The sequence below is a fragment of the [Scytonema hofmanni] UTEX 2349 genome (assembly GCF_000582685.1).
GTDB classification, from domain to species: Bacteria; Cyanobacteriota; Cyanobacteriia; order Cyanobacteriales; family Nostocaceae; genus Hassallia; species Hassallia hofmanni.
Genome location: NZ_KK073768.1, coordinates 5,182,475 through 5,196,882 on the forward strand (window position 1 = coordinate 5,182,475; position 14,408 = coordinate 5,196,882).

The window sequence follows — 14,408 nt, forward strand, 5'->3', positions numbered from 1 at the left end:
CTTCAACTAAACGCTTAGGTTTAAACCTCCCTAAGAAGGTAGATTTGTCTTATGCCATTTGGCTGGTATGTGAAAAAATTAAGTAATATCATGTCCGGTAGATTACATATGATCTAGAGACGTAGCATTGCTACGTCTCTACTTCTGAATTAAAGTAAAGCGATGATTTATACAAGACTTGTTCTTGATGAGTTTCTAAGGTGCAATCAGACAAGGGGTAAGCTACACAGGTAATCGTATATCCAGCTTGGATTTCTTGCTGACGTAAAAATTTTTGCTCGGTTTGATCGACTTCACCACTGATGAGTTTAGCGACACAAACGGAACATTCGCCTTGTTTGCACCCAGATGGTAAGCGGATACCGATGTCTTCAGCTATATCAAGGATATATTGGTCTTCTGGTACTTCAATTGTCCGATCTAACGCAATTGCAGAATTGATAAGTCTAACTTTATAAACTGCCATATTTTATTTATTGTTTGACACGTTCTGCGCGGACTTGATATCATGTCCGGTCAAACAGCCATAATAAAAGAACCCCTCCCCAACCCTAAGAGCCTGCGGGGAGGGTGCCACAGGCGGGTGGGGTTCTTCATGAATTATGGGTAAGCTACCGGACATGATATGACTGAGATTCTACTGCTTAAGAGCCTTCATTGACAAACCGATTCGCTTCAATTTCTCGTTAACTTCCATAACTCGCACTTTCACAACTTGCCCTACCTTCACAACTTTATTTGGATCGTCTACGAATCTATCAGCAAGTTGGGAAATATGCACCAAACCATCTTGATGCACACCGATATCGACAAATGCGCCGAAGTTGGCGACATTAGTAACGATACCTTCTAATTCCATCCCTGCTTTTAAATGAGAAATTTCTTTGATTCCCTCTTTAAAAGTGGCATACTTAAATTCAGCACGGGGATCTCTTCCTGGCTTTTCTAGTTCACTCTTGATGTCACGCAGCGTCGGTTCACCGATCGCATCAGTAACGTATTTTTTCAAGTTAGTTTTTTGCAACTTTTCAGCAATTTCCGTTACCTGTTGTATGGGTACACCTAAATCGGATGCGATCGCTTGCACGAGTGAGTAACTTTCTGGATGCACTGCGGTATTATCTAAGGGGTTATCACCACCGCGAATGCGAAGAAAACCCGCAGCTTGTTCAAAGGCTTTGGGTCCCAATTTGGGAACTTTCAAAAGTTGGCGGCGATTTTTAAATGCACCGTTCTCGTTACGATATTTAACAATATTATTCGCCACGCTTGAGGTAATTCCCGATACAAAAGTTAGAAGTTCCTTTGATGCAGTGTTCAAATCCACGCCAACATAGTTAACACAGCTTTCTATCGTTTCATCTAACTTCTTTTTCAACAACTTTTGATCGACATCATGTTGATATTGTCCCACACCAATAGATTTCGGATCAATTTTTACAAGTTCTGCTAATGGATCTTGCAAACGACGCCCAATACTAATTGCACCGCGTACAGTAACATCTAAATCGGGGAACTCTTCACCTGCTAGTTTGCTGGCAGAATATATAGATGCACCAGACTCATTTACCATCACCTTAATTGGCTTGCGTTCCATTGTTTGCAAAACTTCCGAAACAAACTCTTCTGTCTCTCGCGAAGCTGTACCATTACCGATCGCAATCAATTCTATCTTATATTTTTCCATCAACTTTTTGATGGTTTGTGCAGCTTTAGCGCGTTGTTCGGCTGCTTGGTGGGGAAACACTGCTTGATACTCTAAAAATTGCCCTGTTTCATCAAGTACTGCAACTTTGCATCCAGTTCTAAACCCCGGATCTATCGCCAAAGTTGGTTTCATTCCCGCCGGCGCAGATAGTAATAACTCTCGCAGATTTGTTTCAAATGTTTTGATTGACTCAATATCTGCATAAAGTTTCTTTTCAGATATTACCTCACTGATCAAAGAATTTTTCATCAGGCGATTGAATGCATCTTTGAGCATATCCTGATAATAATTTCTAATTACACGCTGCTTTGATTGAATTTCCTCCGACTCTAAGTAAGAAAGTACCACATCTTCATCAAAGGAAATTTCAAACTGTAATATTTCTTCAGCTTCACCGCGACACAAGGCTAACATATTATGCGGTGCGATATTTGGCACGCGAATTTTATAATCGCGGTACATTTCAAACTTGGTTGTACCTTCAGGATGCTTATCTTTGATGCGAGAGACAAACACTCCTTCTTCTAACAAATATTCCCGCACATATGCCCGCAAATGAGCTTTTTCTGCCACTTCTTCCGCTAAAATGTCAGCGGCGCCTTTGAGTGCTTCCTCTGCTGTCTTCACTCCCATGCTTTCAGAAATATACTTCGCTGCTTCTTCTTCCAGTGAAGCCGCTACACCATTCTTAACATTTAGCGACTTGATAAACTGTGCTAAAGGTTCGAGTCCCTTTTCTCTAGCGATGGTGGCACGAGTGCGTCGCTTTGGTCGATAGGGTAAGTATAAATCCTCAAGCTCAGTTTTTTGTAAACAGAATTCAATTTTCGCTTTGAGTTCATCAGTCAGTTTACCTTGTTCGGCGATCGCTTTCAAAATTGCCGCTTTCCTTTCTTCCAGTTCCTGTAAGTAAGTATACCTATCCGCAACATCACGCAATTGCACTTCATTCATCTCGTTAGTGCGCTCTTTGCGGTAACGTGCAATAAAGGGAATTGTCGCACCCTCCGCAAATAGTGAGAGTGCATTTTCCACCTGATCAAGTTTAAGGTCTAGTTCAGTTGCCAATAATTGAGGAATGTTCAGCATCAAGTGTTAAGGAACGAAAATATATTTCTCAAGTAATATGCCAAATGGCACTTTCAGTACAAGCCTAGAGTGTTAAGCTAAATTAATCATAATTCCGGAATTTCTATTTGAGAGGTTGTAGTTTGAGATTAGGTATTGTACTGAAAACATGTTTGGATGTAAAGTAAATACACTTACCGAAAATCTTTATATTCTCAGAGTAACGTATTTCTAGTGCAGAGGTTTGTTAGAAATGGCTTTGTCTTTTTTGATACCACTCTTTACATGCTTGATAACTGGTTACATCTTTAAAAAAGGTGTTGACGAAATCACCTACTTTGCAGGCATACTTGCAGTTATCAGCTTTATTATAAGTTTGGTTTTAGCTCCTTGGCAGATTCAGCTTTTATTGCTAATTGTTGTTCTCATCACTACTCAGAGACTTTTAGAAAAAAATGAGTACCAAATGAATAGAGGGCAGAACAGCCAAGATAGAAGGAATTCTAGCAGCTAGCAAAAATTGTTTTTAATTCAATTCTCATATCCGGCAAATCAACAGTAGTAGAAAACTGTAAAACATGATTATGGCGATTTATTGGATATGATATCACACATATTGTACAGACGTTACCCTTGTAGAGACGTTCCACCGGAACGTCTTTGTAGAGACGTTCCACCGGAGAGACGTTCCACCGGAGAGACGTTCCGCCGGAGAGACGTTCCACCGGAACGTCTCTACTAAATCGCATCTATCGACTTTTGCTCAAACTTTTTCTTGATGTTTTTTTAACAACCGAAGATATTTTTCATTTGTCTTGGCTTGTATCCATTTTTCTTTAAATATCGCTGCTGACTCGGCTTTCACCGGGTCTACTTCATAAGGTAAAATATCTTTTCTCGCTTCCAGTTGTGCTTCTGGTGAAGCTTCTTTTTGCGGGTTTGTTTTGTATTTTCTGCCACTTTTGTGATTAGCATAGCGACGCGATCGCGTATAGCCCATTTGGATAAATTTCCGTGCCATATCCGCACCAACGAAATCATCTTCTTCCAGATAAGCAAGAAACATCTCGTAGATTTTTTCACTCGACTCTCTAGCAATATCGGGAGTCTTAAATCGCCAATGGGGAAGAATTTCTGATTTGTAGGGTTCTACCAAAAGTACACCCTGTTCACCTTTGCCAACGCGATACAGTTCTGGATGTTGGCGAAAGTCGATATTCTTAAAGTCTAAAGAATAATCAAATTGCATCATAGCTTTTTATGATGAATAATAAACTTTAAGAAACGAACTTTGCTTCTATCTTAGGTAAGTAGTTGAGTCATACCAAGTTCGGTTAATTACTTAACGCCGTGTGCAACTTTCTCGCACTCTCTACCCCCAACCCCTTCCCTACGTTCGCGCAGCGTCTCGAAGAGAGGGAAGGGGAGCAAGAATCAAAGCCTCTCTACACCGTAGCCTTGTTAAGGAGAGGGGTGCCGGAGGCTCTTTGAGGTTAAACGGGTATTATAATTAATCATGCGAACTTGAGTCATACCATGCTTCCTAGCACCACTTCTAATCCTACCCTTGTCACCGGAAATCTGCGCCGCGTACATCATATTGCCTTAAATGTGCATGATATGCAAGCTTCCCGCCACTTTTACAGCACAATTTTGGGTTTGCATGAACTTACAGGTGAAGAAGTTCCGAAAACCTTAGTTGAGTTGGTAGCACAAGGTAAAGTTGCCAACTTCGTCACTCCAGATGGGACAATTCTCGATTTATTTTGGGAACCGGAATTATCACCACCCGATCCAAATCCAGAGCAGACTTTTACTAGAGCATATCATTTGGCGTTTGACATCGAGCCGCAATTATTTGAGCTAGCAGTGGCAGTAATAAGAGAAAATAAAATAGCGATCGCACACGGTCCAGTCACTCGTCCCACAGGTAGAGGTGTGTATTTTTACGACCCCGATGGCTTTATGATTGAAATTCGTTGCGATCCGGATGATGTTAATGGGTAATGGGTAGTGGGTAGTATAGCGTTTCCCGATAAGAGTCAAGTACATCTCAAAACCTCACCCCCAACCCCTCTCCTTACTAAGGAGAGGGGAGATAAAGCACAGCTTTATCGGGGTGAGGTAATCGGTGGTTCTCGGTTGGTTAGGAAACACCATAGAACACCCAAGAACTAACAACTAATATCAAGTTCGGATAATTGTTATACTACCCAAGTCAAGAAAGACCCCACCCCCAACCCCTCCCCGCAAGCGGGGAGGGGAGATTTTGCTTCAGCAAAAGCGGGGTGGGGTTCCGGGTATTATGACTAATCAAACGGACTTGATATAACAACTAACAACCAACAACTATGCAAATATTTGAAGTCATCGAAGAAGCGTTAATCACAAGTCCACCAATTCCCCACGATCCATATAAGGAGTCATTGAAAAATTGGGCAAAGTATTGCCTGCAAGACAGAGGATTCAAAGTAGTATATGCTCAAAATGCGGACTTTGCTATTGAACCCAAAGGCAGGGAAAAGCTTTATTTTAAAGTGACAACTAATGCGGCTGATGTGGATGATTCTTGTAATTGGATAGTTTGGGATAGTGCAGCAAAAAGCGCGAGCCTCATTCCTCTTTCCACATCAAAATAGAATTATTGTCAAAACCCGAATTAGCATCTTTTGAATCACAGATTTATCTGCGGTTTAATTTCAAATTCGGGCTTTGATGCGTTCCCCCTGCCGACTTGATTGAGAGTATGATTGACCACGACCGTTTGTTTAAGGAATTAATATCTACATTTTTGAAGCTAGATGCAGCAGAAGAACAAGCCTTTAAAGCGGCAGTCGATACAATGGGATTGGATGAGCGGGAGGAAGTTATGGAAATCGTCACCAGTTGGGAACAAAGAGCCATCGAACGGGTAGCGGTGAATTTACTGCGGGAAGGCATGGCTATTGAAGCGATCGCACTCCTTCACGGGGTTATCGGTGGAACAGGTGCTTTCATTACAGGCACATATGGCTGAAACTATTGCTCTACAAGAATTACAGCCTTAACATACAATGAAATAACAAATGAGTTCGCCGAAATAACAAATGCGTACGCCGAAATAACAAATGCGTACGCCGAAATAACAAATGCGAACGCCGAACCCAAGCGAGAACCGCTATATTATTCCTATATATCAGGGATTTGGCGTTTTTTGATAGCTAATTTTCTCTCGCTACAAGTAAAGGTTAGGTTTTTGCATAACCTGGAAAACCCTAGAAGTATATTAAATTGTAAATATCAAAAACCAGTATAATCACGTATGATTAATCCAAATAAACCTGAACAGGTAGGGCAAAGGCTTCCTATGTGGACTTCTCGTGCTGTAGCTTTATTTTTTTCTCTGCTTTTGTTATCGGAGTCAACAGTCGCTAGTGTCGGAAGTTATGGGTTGAAAATCGCACAGCAACCAGCGACAAATCCCTCAGTTCCCCTGAGTCCAGATAAGCAACAGCGCTATCAAGAGGGAGTTAAGTTATATCAAGAAGGACAGGAGTTACAGAAAAAAGGGACTAGAGAAGGATATCAGCAGGGAATTGAAAAATATCAACAAGCGTTGAAAATTGCCCAGGAATTGGGATTGCGTCTAGAGGAAGCAGATATAAACCACAAGATTGGTGTAGTTTACTTGATTCTCTCAGAAAACCCAGAAGCATTAAAGTATTTTAACCAATTTCTCAATATTTCTCGTGACCTAAAACTTCCTGCACTTGAAGCCTCTGCACTGACTCAGATTGGAATAGCTTACACCCGGACTGGTAAACCACGAGAAGCACTCACCCTTTTGAAGCAAGCGGAGTCTATTTTTAGGGCAGAAAAAATATTTAATGGTGTAGCTCTAGTTTTAATAACTATTGCTAGCGTATACACTGGATTAGGTGAGATGCCGCAAACTCTTGAACCGCTAAATCAAGCGTTGCAAATTTACCGCGATACATTAAAAGATTTGCCAAAACAAGCCATAGTTTTGAATCAGATTGGCTTCAGTTATTCCCAAATGGGGCAGCCGAAAACTGCTTTGAAATACTATGAGCAAGCTCTAGATATCCAGCAGACAAGACAAGATTTATTGCCAGCACAAGCAGATACATTAACAAAGATTGGCTCTCTACATCATCAATTAGGTAAACAGAATGAGGCTCTAGATTATTTAAATAAAGCCAGAAAAATTCAACAAGCACAAGGTTTATTAGTTGCTGAAGGCACAACTCTTCAAACTATTGGTGATATTTATACATCACGAGGGGATTATCAAAGAGCGCTTGAATCTCATAAACAAGCAATAATTCTTTTTCAAAAAGGAGTGAATAAAGCCCTGGAATCTAGGGGTATTGTACGTATTATCAGCATCTACAAAAATTATCTTGGTGATAATGAGAACGCATTAAAATTTCTCCAGGAGGCACTCGAACTTGATAAAAATAGTGGGGATAAAGAAAGATATGCAGGAACTATTAACGAACAAGCTGATATCTATGCCTCACAGGGAGACTACCAAAAAGCTTTAGAAATTTGCAACGAAGCATTAGAGATTGCACGCTCGACAAAAAACAAAAATTTAGAAGCTCGTACTCTTAGTAATATGGCATCTTTTTACGAGCTATTAGGGGATTATGACTTAAGCGTTAAAACTTACAAGCAGGCACTACAGATATATAGAGAAATCCCAGATAAGCCATTTGAGCTTATACTTCTTCCTTTGATTGGTAACTTGTATATGACAAAGGAAGACTATCCCGAAGCTATCAAATATCACAATCAAGTCGTGTCCTTATCACGAAAACAAAATAATGATCGTTTTGAGGCACTCGGACTTATGGGTCTGGCAAGAAGTTACGAGTTGCAGAAGGATTTTATTAATGCTTTAAAAAACGCTGAAACTTTATTAGCTTTGTCACAAAAGCTTGGAAATAAATATTCAGAAGCTGGTGCTATGGACTTAATTGGAATTATCAATAGAACTAAAGGTGACTATAAGCAGGCATTAAATTATCACCGAAAGGCTCTATTACAGTATAAAGCGATGGGTATTTTGAGATTAGAAGCTCAAAGCTTAAATAATATCAGTATCACTCATAGTTCACAAAAACAACACCAACAAGCAATAGATACACTCAACGAAGAACTAAAAATCAGGCGAATTTTAAAAGACATTCAAGGAGAAGCAGACGTACTTTATTTTATCGCCATTAATCAACGCAAACTAGGAAACCTCGAAGTCGCACTTCCTAACATCGACGAAGCTATTAAAATTGTCGAAAACATACGCGGTAACGTCAAAAGCCAAGATTTACGCACATCCTACTTCGCAACAGTCCAAAGCTACTACAAATTCAAAATCGACCTATTGATGGAACTCCACAAAAAAGACCCATCAAAAGGATACAATGCCCAAGCAATTGAAACAAGCGAAGCTTCCCGCGCTAGAGGACTTGTAGAACTATTAACCGAAGCAAATGCCAAAATCCGCAAAGGTGCAAATCCTGAACTTTTAGCAGAAGAAAGCCGCTTACAAGCTTTAATTGATGGCAAAGAAAAAGTACGGTTTGAGATATTTAATAGTAATAAAATTAAAGACCCCATTTATAAAGCCAACGCTGACAAGTTCCAAAAAGAAATCGATGAACTTCTCAACCAACAAAAGCAACTAGAAACAAAAATCCGCCAAAGTAGTTCCAAATATGCCAACCTGAAATATCCCCAACCGTTAAAATTAGCGCAAATTCAGCAACAACTCGACAAAGACACGCTACTGTTACAGTATTCCTTGGGAAGCGATCGCAGTTTTTTATGGGTTGTTTCTCCCAATTCTCTCGACACTTACGAATTACCGAAAAAGTCAGAGATAAATAAAAGCGCTATTAATCTATTTTGCCTTATCAGTCAGAACAGTTCCAAACCACCTTCGGTAACAAATAAAGAATCCCCGTGTGCAGACATCAAAACTCGAAGAATTGATCAAGCAGCAACCGAACTCAGTCAACTTATCCTCGCTCCCGTGAAAGGTAAATTAGGGAAAAAACGGTTAGTGATAGTTGCCGATGGTGCTTTGCAATATATTCCCTTTGCTGCGTTAGCTGATTTAACCGCTCAAACTTCTTCCCAGCAAGGAAAAAAGGAGCAAGACAAACTCTCCAATGCGGGAGAAATCACTCCGAAAGATGATAGAGGTATTATTGTTACCCCAGGTATTCCAGCATCAGGGAAAAACTTCAACTATCAACCGCTATTTATCAACCATGAAATAGTCAATCTACCTTCCGCATCAACCATTGCTATCCAACGTCAAGAATTTGCCACCCGTTCATCAGCAGGTAAAAAAGCCTTAGCAATTCTCGCTGATCCAGTATACAGTACTATCGATGTGCGATTTAATAGCACCCGAAATAAACAACAAAATCAACAAAATTCCCGTGAACTAGAACTAGAACGCTCTGCCCTCAAACGTTCTGCTGATAGTCTCAACCGCCAAGGTTGGACGCGACTTTTAGGTACACGTACAGAAGCTGAGACAATTTTAAAACTTGTAACATCTGGCGATCGCCTGGAAGTCTTCGATTTTGATGCTAACTACAATTGGGCTACCAGCAGCGCTTTAAATCAATTCCGCATCTTACATTTTGCTACCCACGGTTTTGTTAACGATGCCAACCCAGAGTTATCAGGTATTGTCCTTTCTTTGGTAGACAAACAAGGTAAAGATATTCGGGGATATTTGCGCTTAGGAGACTTATTTAACCTCGATTATCCCGCCGATTTAATAGTTTTAAGTGCCTGTGAAACTGGGTTAGGTAAAGAAATCCAAGGTGAGGGATTAGTGGGTTTGACAAGAGGACTAATGTATGCAGGTGCAGAACGTTTGGTGGTGTCGTTATGGCAAGTTGATGATGAAGGTACAGCAGTATTTATGCAGGAATTTTACAAGCAAATGTTGCAAGAAAACAAGCCAGCAAATGAGGCTTTGCGGGCAACACAGTTGAAGATGTGGCAGCAGGAAAAATGGCGTAATCCTAATTATTGGGCAGCGTTTACATTTTTGGGTGAGTGGCGATAATTCTAGTTTTATATATGTAGAGACGTTGGAATGCAACGTCAGCGTTGTAGCACTTGGCGCAGCGGAGTCGGTTTCCATTCCGTTGACGTTTGTAATAAACTATGCAAAATAAAGGTAACAACTAACTATGAAGACTACATACCAATATCGGTTTTATCCAAGCACAAAACAAAAATTAGAACTTAACCATTGGTTGCGGATTTCTCGATATTGGTATAACCGTCAATTGGGAGAACGTTTTGATTGGTGGAAAAATAATCATTTACAATTAAAAGCTTTTCCTTTTTGGAAAAACATATTTTCTAGTTTGTTTGGGAATTCTCCTAATTATTATTCTCAAAAATTACAACTACCTATAATTAAACAAGATTTAATTAAAGTATTTCACAGCGGTGAATTGCTTGATTTTACTCGTGTTGAATCAACGATACTTCAAGATGTATGCAAACGAGTAGACAAAGCTTTTGAGCGATTCATTGTTGGCGATGTAAACGGTAAGCGTTCTGGAAAACCACGTTTTAAAAGCGAATCTAGTTTTAAAACCATGACATTTGCAACTGCAAATGATGATTGGATTAAACTAATTCGCAATAATTGGTTTTATTTACGATTACCTAAGCTTGGTGTTGTTAAGATAAGAATGCATCGATCTTTACCAATTGGTTTTAAAATTAAACAAATCAGTGTTACCAAAAAGATTGATGGTTGGTACATGCAAATATGTTTGGAAGACAATTCTGTACCAAAACATAAACCAGATCCAATTATTCCTACATGGGATAATTCAATGGGTTTGGATGCTGTTCTGCACGGCAATGATTATCTTGCAACTTCAGATGGTGAAAAACTACCTAGTCTAAAAGTTTTACGCAAAAGCCAACACAAACTAGATAAAATTTCTGTTCGGAGGAATAAAAAGAAACGTGGCAGCAAATCACGCCGTAAACTAGCAAAAAAAGAAAGTAAACAACATCAAAAAATAGCTAGAAGTCGCAAAGATTTCCATTATAAAACGGCACATAAACTTATACGTTTTGGAAAAAAAGTTTTCTTTCATGAAAAACTAAATTTGCAAGGATTGGGCAAACGTAATAAACCAAAACAAGATGAAACAGGAAAGTTTTTACCAAACGGGCAATCTGCTAAATCAGGATTAAACAAATCTTTGAATGATGCGGCTTTTGCACAGTTTTTTGAGATATTCAGTTACATAGCCGCAAAAGCTGGTGCTGTTGTCGTACCTCAAAATCCTGCATATACTTCTCAATTGTTGAGCTATCGAAATGAAATCATTTTTACTAATTTGAGCGCTCGTAAATATTGGGATGAAAAAGAATTAATTTATGTTGATCGTGATATTAATGCCGCGATTAATTTGAAAAAACTGGGGTTGGGCATATTCCCCAGGATAAAACGCCGTAGTGGGAAAATTGTTGTAGAGGGATCTATAGCTGATAGTACCACGAAGGAAATTTTGAATACCCTTTATCGGGCTTCAGAAGCCTACACCGATCTGAGTCAGATTCGGTGTAGGAGATGTCACAAGTGAGTGAAAATATAGATCAAGAGGATAGGCAATTAATTATGCGGTTATCACCACTTTATACACAACGATTAGAAGAAGCCGAACGACGGGGACAAAGAAAAGTCGTCGAAAATTTGCTTAAAATTCGTTTTGGCTTGTTGGATGAGCAATTATCAACAATCATAGAACCATTGTTATCACTACCAATCGAAGAATTTACTCCCTTACTACTGCAATTATCTCGTGAAGAATTATTAGAACGTTTTGGTCAGTCGCAATAATAATAATTAGAGACGTAGCAGTGCTACGTCTCTACAGTATGTGTGATTATTAGGACATGATATAAAATACATCTATACAAGAATGGGGCAGCGACTATAGCGTTTTTCAGTTGGGTGCAATACAGAACCTCACCCCGTCCGTTCCGGACACCCCTCTCCTTAATAAGGAGAGGGGAAGGGGGTGAGGTTTTATGTACCTCACTCAAGCGAGAACCGCTATATAAATAGTCGTTGCCCCACAGATAGCATTACCTATCTAAGTGTTTAATTAAGCAGGAATTAACACAGTATCAATGACGTGAATGACACCGTTATCAGCAGCAACATCTGGTGTTGCAACGGTAGCATCATTTATTTTCACGCCATTAGAAGCGTCAATTTTCACATCACTTCCTTCAACTGTGGTGGCTGATTTTAGCTTAACCACGTCAGCAGCCAAGACTTTGCCGGAAACAACATGATAAGTCAGGATTTTCGTGAGTTTGGGAACATCCTTAAGTAGTGCGTCTACTGTGCCTGCTGGAAGCTTTGCGAATGCGGCATCAGTAGGTGCAAAAACGGTGAACGGACCAGCGCCTTTAAGAGTATCTACCAAATTAGCAGCTTTGATTGCAGCAACTAGGGTACCAAAAGAACCTGCTTTTACAGCGGTATCAATTATGTCAGCCAATTTTTTACCTAGTTTTGTGTAATCTACTAACCACTATAGACTAATTTTGGCAAAATAGTATTTACTGTTACAGATTTGCCGAATCAATTTAATTAATTTTGCTAATAAATACATAGACTAGTTTATACATTCAAAATAATTTTAGATTTTAAGTGGATAAAGTGTCATAATTGTTAGTATCACCAGATGCGAATTCTCTCACTAAAACGTTTGAGTGTGTATAGACCATGACAACTGATGCAAATTTAGTTCCCGAATTTGAAGAATTATTTAGACAAAAATTAAAGCTAAATAATTGTCGGCTGATTAAGAAAAGACAAGAGAATAATTATCAAATTACTACTCCAGCCAAAGACATTTTTTTACTGTCTTGGCACGATTTTCCCGACGTTAACTTGATATATCAGCCTGTAGGGGTACGCACAGAGCAAACTTTGGTTTATGAGCGGGCTATTCGTTCCCATCTTAGTTTTTGTCTAAATAGTATTCAGAATAAAGTTGCTTCTTGATTGCTATTATTAATAAACTTTCAAGAAAGACAAAGCAGTTATTCTAAAGGCACAGATTCATGTCTGGGGCTTTTCAAACACCATTAGATGCTGCTGTGGTAGCAAGTTTTTGGTTTCGCGGTGAAGCAAACCAACAGCTTGCATTTCTTTTTTTACTTGTTTCTGAGTCATCTTGTGCAAAGCTTTAATCATGACAAAGGGATTTTCGCCCCGATATTCAACCAAAACAACTCTACCACCAGGTTTGAGGGCGCTGACAATTCCTTGCATGACTTCTAAGGGATATTCAAATTCGTGGTAAGCATCGACCATTATCGCCAAATCTACACTTTCAAGCGGTAGGTTGGGGTTATTCACCGTTGCTAAAATCGGTTCAACGTTGCTGATATTTTTATCTTTTTTCAAAGATTTAATAATATTTAACATTTCTGGCTGAATATCCACAGCAAACACCTTTCCTTTGGGAATTAAAGGTGCGATGCGAAAGCTTAAATAACCTGTACCTGCGCCAATGTCTGCAACGACATCGTTAGGCTTGAGGTCGATCGCATTTATAATCTTACTAGGCTGTTCTTCAGCCTCCCGGCTTGGTCTTTCTAGCCATGAGGCGCCGGTGTGTCCCATAACTTGGGCTATTTCTCGTCCTTGGTAGAATTTGCCGATCCCATCTGGGCTATGGACAGACTTTTGTTGATATGTTGCGGCTGGGGTAACTGCAATTGGTGACAGGGTAGGGTTAAGCAGCCAGAAGGACAGTATTAGTAGGATGCTTACCGTTAAAAGTACAAATTTATCTTTTAATTTAAGTTTCATTATCTGATATCATGCCCGTTTAATTAACAGTAACAAAAACGTCGCATCCCTCGTAGAGACGTTCCAGTGGAACGTCTCTTTTAAATTACAAACGCCTCCAAAGCGCGATCGCACCAATTTTCTCCAACGCGCTCGGTGACAAACGGTCTAATGATAAACTTGGGTGGGGAACCGGATTGTACATCAATTCGCACGAATGAGTAAGCCATTCGACTGTGTAGTTCGTAGTCTTCGCGACCAACAAAAAGTAACGAATCCGCAATTTTCCGGCTAGGACTGCCGTCAATGTCCTCAAAAGTTTCCATCAATTCTGTTCCCTCTTGGCGTTGGCGACGGGGAAAATGACCGCTACCACCACTAATAATGCAGTTGATGTGCGAGTCTGCGTATCCAGTATCAGCGGTGCGGAGATATTCAAAGCAGTGGGCGTGACCGTTTAAAATTAAATCGACTATGGAACGTCCTTGAGTCAGGGAACCAACTTGCAGGGCAACCGCATCAAAACAAGCACGCAAGTGACGACGCACCGCTAATGTTTCTGCTTGATGCCATTTACTGTTTTCAGTAACGTAGGGCGGATGGTGAAAATAAATTATACGTCCGCGCACGTCTGAAGTATGCCAAGATTCAATTAATCTTTGTTTTAACCATTAGACATCTCCGAAAAATACTAATACCTTTCTATGACTGGCTTTCAACGGGCGATCGCCAATTGCAAATATCAGCCACTCTCAACGCTAA

General features: G+C 39.9%; 14 protein-coding genes and 1 pseudogene. 8 read left to right on the forward strand and 7 right to left on the reverse strand.

Going from position 1 to position 14,408, the window contains the following annotated elements:
* Positions 1 to 130 precede the first annotated feature (130 nt).
* Positions 131 to 466, reverse strand: coding sequence for a 2Fe-2S iron-sulfur cluster-binding protein (locus TOL9009_RS0128710; RefSeq protein WP_029636764.1), 336 nt, complete (start codon positions 464 to 466; stop codon positions 131 to 133).
* 171 nt (positions 467 to 637) lie between these two features.
* On the reverse strand, positions 638 to 2,797 hold the full coding sequence (locus TOL9009_RS0128715; protein ID WP_029636766.1) for a Tex family protein: 2,160 nt from the start codon (positions 2,795 to 2,797) through the stop codon (positions 638 to 640).
* A 232-nt stretch (positions 2,798 to 3,029) separates the two neighbouring features.
* Between TOL9009_RS0128715 and TOL9009_RS40790 the strand changes: the two genes are divergently transcribed.
* Complete coding sequence (locus TOL9009_RS40790) at positions 3,030 to 3,290, forward strand: hypothetical protein (RefSeq protein ID WP_051503055.1); 261 nt, start codon at positions 3,030 to 3,032, stop codon at positions 3,288 to 3,290.
* On the opposite strand, the gene TOL9009_RS46340 is transcribed toward TOL9009_RS40790, so the two are convergent.
* The gene (locus TOL9009_RS46340) at positions 3,280 to 3,525 is read right to left on the reverse strand and encodes a hypothetical protein (protein WP_144238366.1); all 246 of its coding nucleotides are present in this window, start codon (positions 3,523 to 3,525) and stop codon (positions 3,280 to 3,282) included. The genes TOL9009_RS40790 and TOL9009_RS46340 overlap by 11 nt on opposite strands.
* Positions 3,526 to 3,539: 14 nt before the next feature.
* The gene (locus TOL9009_RS0128725) at positions 3,540 to 4,025 is read right to left on the reverse strand and encodes a DUF4385 domain-containing protein (protein ID WP_029636768.1); all 486 of its coding nucleotides are present in this window, start codon (positions 4,023 to 4,025) and stop codon (positions 3,540 to 3,542) included.
* Positions 4,026 to 4,312: 287 nt separating this feature from the next.
* Between TOL9009_RS0128725 and TOL9009_RS0128730 the strand changes: the two genes are divergently transcribed.
* The 6 genes from TOL9009_RS0128730 (at position 4,313) to TOL9009_RS40795 (ending at position 11,675) form a co-directional block, all read left to right on the forward strand.
* Positions 4,313 to 4,783 (forward strand): VOC family protein, encoded by a 471-nt coding sequence (locus TOL9009_RS0128730; protein ID WP_029636770.1) that lies wholly within the window; start codon positions 4,313 to 4,315, stop codon positions 4,781 to 4,783.
* Between the two features lie 344 nt (positions 4,784 to 5,127).
* Positions 5,128 to 5,415 carry a hypothetical protein gene (locus tag TOL9009_RS0128735; RefSeq protein WP_029636772.1) on the forward strand — a complete coding sequence of 96 codons (288 nt, stop codon included), beginning with the start codon at positions 5,128 to 5,130 and terminating at the stop codon, positions 5,413 to 5,415.
* Positions 5,416 to 5,522: 107 nt separating this feature from the next.
* Positions 5,523 to 5,792 (forward strand): hypothetical protein, encoded by a 270-nt coding sequence (locus TOL9009_RS0128740; RefSeq protein ID WP_029636773.1) that lies wholly within the window; start codon positions 5,523 to 5,525, stop codon positions 5,790 to 5,792.
* Positions 5,793 to 6,077: 285 nt separating this feature from the next.
* Positions 6,078 to 9,869 carry a CHAT domain-containing protein gene (locus tag TOL9009_RS0128745; protein ID WP_242055454.1) on the forward strand — a complete coding sequence of 1,264 codons (3,792 nt, stop codon included), beginning with the start codon at positions 6,078 to 6,080 and terminating at the stop codon, positions 9,867 to 9,869.
* Positions 9,870 to 9,996: 127 nt separating this feature from the next.
* Complete coding sequence (locus TOL9009_RS0128750; RefSeq protein WP_029636776.1) at positions 9,997 to 11,418, forward strand: RNA-guided endonuclease InsQ/TnpB family protein; 1,422 nt, start codon at positions 9,997 to 9,999, stop codon at positions 11,416 to 11,418.
* Positions 11,415 to 11,675, forward strand: coding sequence for a hypothetical protein (locus TOL9009_RS40795; RefSeq protein ID WP_051503056.1), 261 nt, complete (start codon positions 11,415 to 11,417; stop codon positions 11,673 to 11,675). Before TOL9009_RS0128750 ends, TOL9009_RS40795 begins: the two co-directional genes overlap by 4 nt.
* Positions 11,676 to 11,943: 268 nt before the next feature.
* Here TOL9009_RS40795 and TOL9009_RS0128760 read toward each other — a convergent pair whose 3' ends face one another.
* Positions 11,944 to 12,345, reverse strand: a complete 402-nt coding sequence (locus TOL9009_RS0128760; RefSeq protein WP_029636778.1) for a fasciclin domain-containing protein — start codon at positions 12,343 to 12,345, stop codon at positions 11,944 to 11,946.
* Positions 12,346 to 12,572: 227 nt separating this feature from the next.
* Here TOL9009_RS0128760 and TOL9009_RS0128765 point away from each other — a divergent pair, with 227 nt between their 5' ends.
* Entirely contained in the window at positions 12,573 to 12,854 is a 282-nt protein-coding gene (locus TOL9009_RS0128765; protein ID WP_029636780.1) for a hypothetical protein, read from the forward strand.
* A 57-nt stretch (positions 12,855 to 12,911) separates the two neighbouring features.
* Here TOL9009_RS0128765 and TOL9009_RS0128770 read toward each other — a convergent pair whose 3' ends face one another.
* Entirely contained in the window at positions 12,912 to 13,667 is a 756-nt protein-coding gene (locus TOL9009_RS0128770; RefSeq protein ID WP_029636782.1) for a class I SAM-dependent methyltransferase, read from the reverse strand.
* 80 nt (positions 13,668 to 13,747) lie between these two features.
* Positions 13,748 to 14,317: pseudogene (locus TOL9009_RS0128775) on the reverse strand (metallophosphoesterase); the annotation flags it as partial.
* Between the last annotated feature and the right edge of the window lie 91 nt (positions 14,318 to 14,408).

What these genes read in the sequence shown, in the direction of transcription:
- TOL9009_RS0128710 (WP_029636764.1), bottom strand. Translation starts at nt 466, where the DNA reads ATGGCAGTTTATAAAGTTAGACTTATCAATTCTGCAATTGCGTTAGAT.
- TOL9009_RS0128715 (WP_029636766.1), bottom strand. Translation starts at nt 2,797, where the DNA reads ATGCTGAACATTCCTCAATTATTGGCAACTGAACTAGACCTTAAACTT.
- TOL9009_RS40790 (WP_051503055.1), top strand. Translation starts at nt 3,030, where the DNA reads ATGGCTTTGTCTTTTTTGATACCACTCTTTACATGCTTGATAACTGGT.
- TOL9009_RS46340 (WP_144238366.1), bottom strand. Translation starts at nt 3,525, where the DNA reads ATGCGATTTAGTAGAGACGTTCCGGTGGAACGTCTCTCCGGCGGAACG.
- TOL9009_RS0128725 (WP_029636768.1), bottom strand. Translation starts at nt 4,025, where the DNA reads ATGCAATTTGATTATTCTTTAGACTTTAAGAATATCGACTTTCGCCAA.
- TOL9009_RS0128730 (WP_029636770.1), top strand. Translation starts at nt 4,313, where the DNA reads ATGCTTCCTAGCACCACTTCTAATCCTACCCTTGTCACCGGAAATCTG.
- TOL9009_RS0128735 (WP_029636772.1), top strand. Translation starts at nt 5,128, where the DNA reads ATGCAAATATTTGAAGTCATCGAAGAAGCGTTAATCACAAGTCCACCA.
- TOL9009_RS0128740 (WP_029636773.1), top strand. Translation starts at nt 5,523, where the DNA reads ATGATTGACCACGACCGTTTGTTTAAGGAATTAATATCTACATTTTTG.
- TOL9009_RS0128745 (WP_242055454.1), top strand. Translation starts at nt 6,078, where the DNA reads ATGATTAATCCAAATAAACCTGAACAGGTAGGGCAAAGGCTTCCTATG.
- TOL9009_RS0128750 (WP_029636776.1), top strand. Translation starts at nt 9,997, where the DNA reads ATGAAGACTACATACCAATATCGGTTTTATCCAAGCACAAAACAAAAA.
- TOL9009_RS0128765 (WP_029636780.1), top strand. Translation starts at nt 12,573, where the DNA reads ATGACAACTGATGCAAATTTAGTTCCCGAATTTGAAGAATTATTTAGA.
- TOL9009_RS0128770 (WP_029636782.1), bottom strand. Translation starts at nt 13,667, where the DNA reads ATGAAACTTAAATTAAAAGATAAATTTGTACTTTTAACGGTAAGCATC.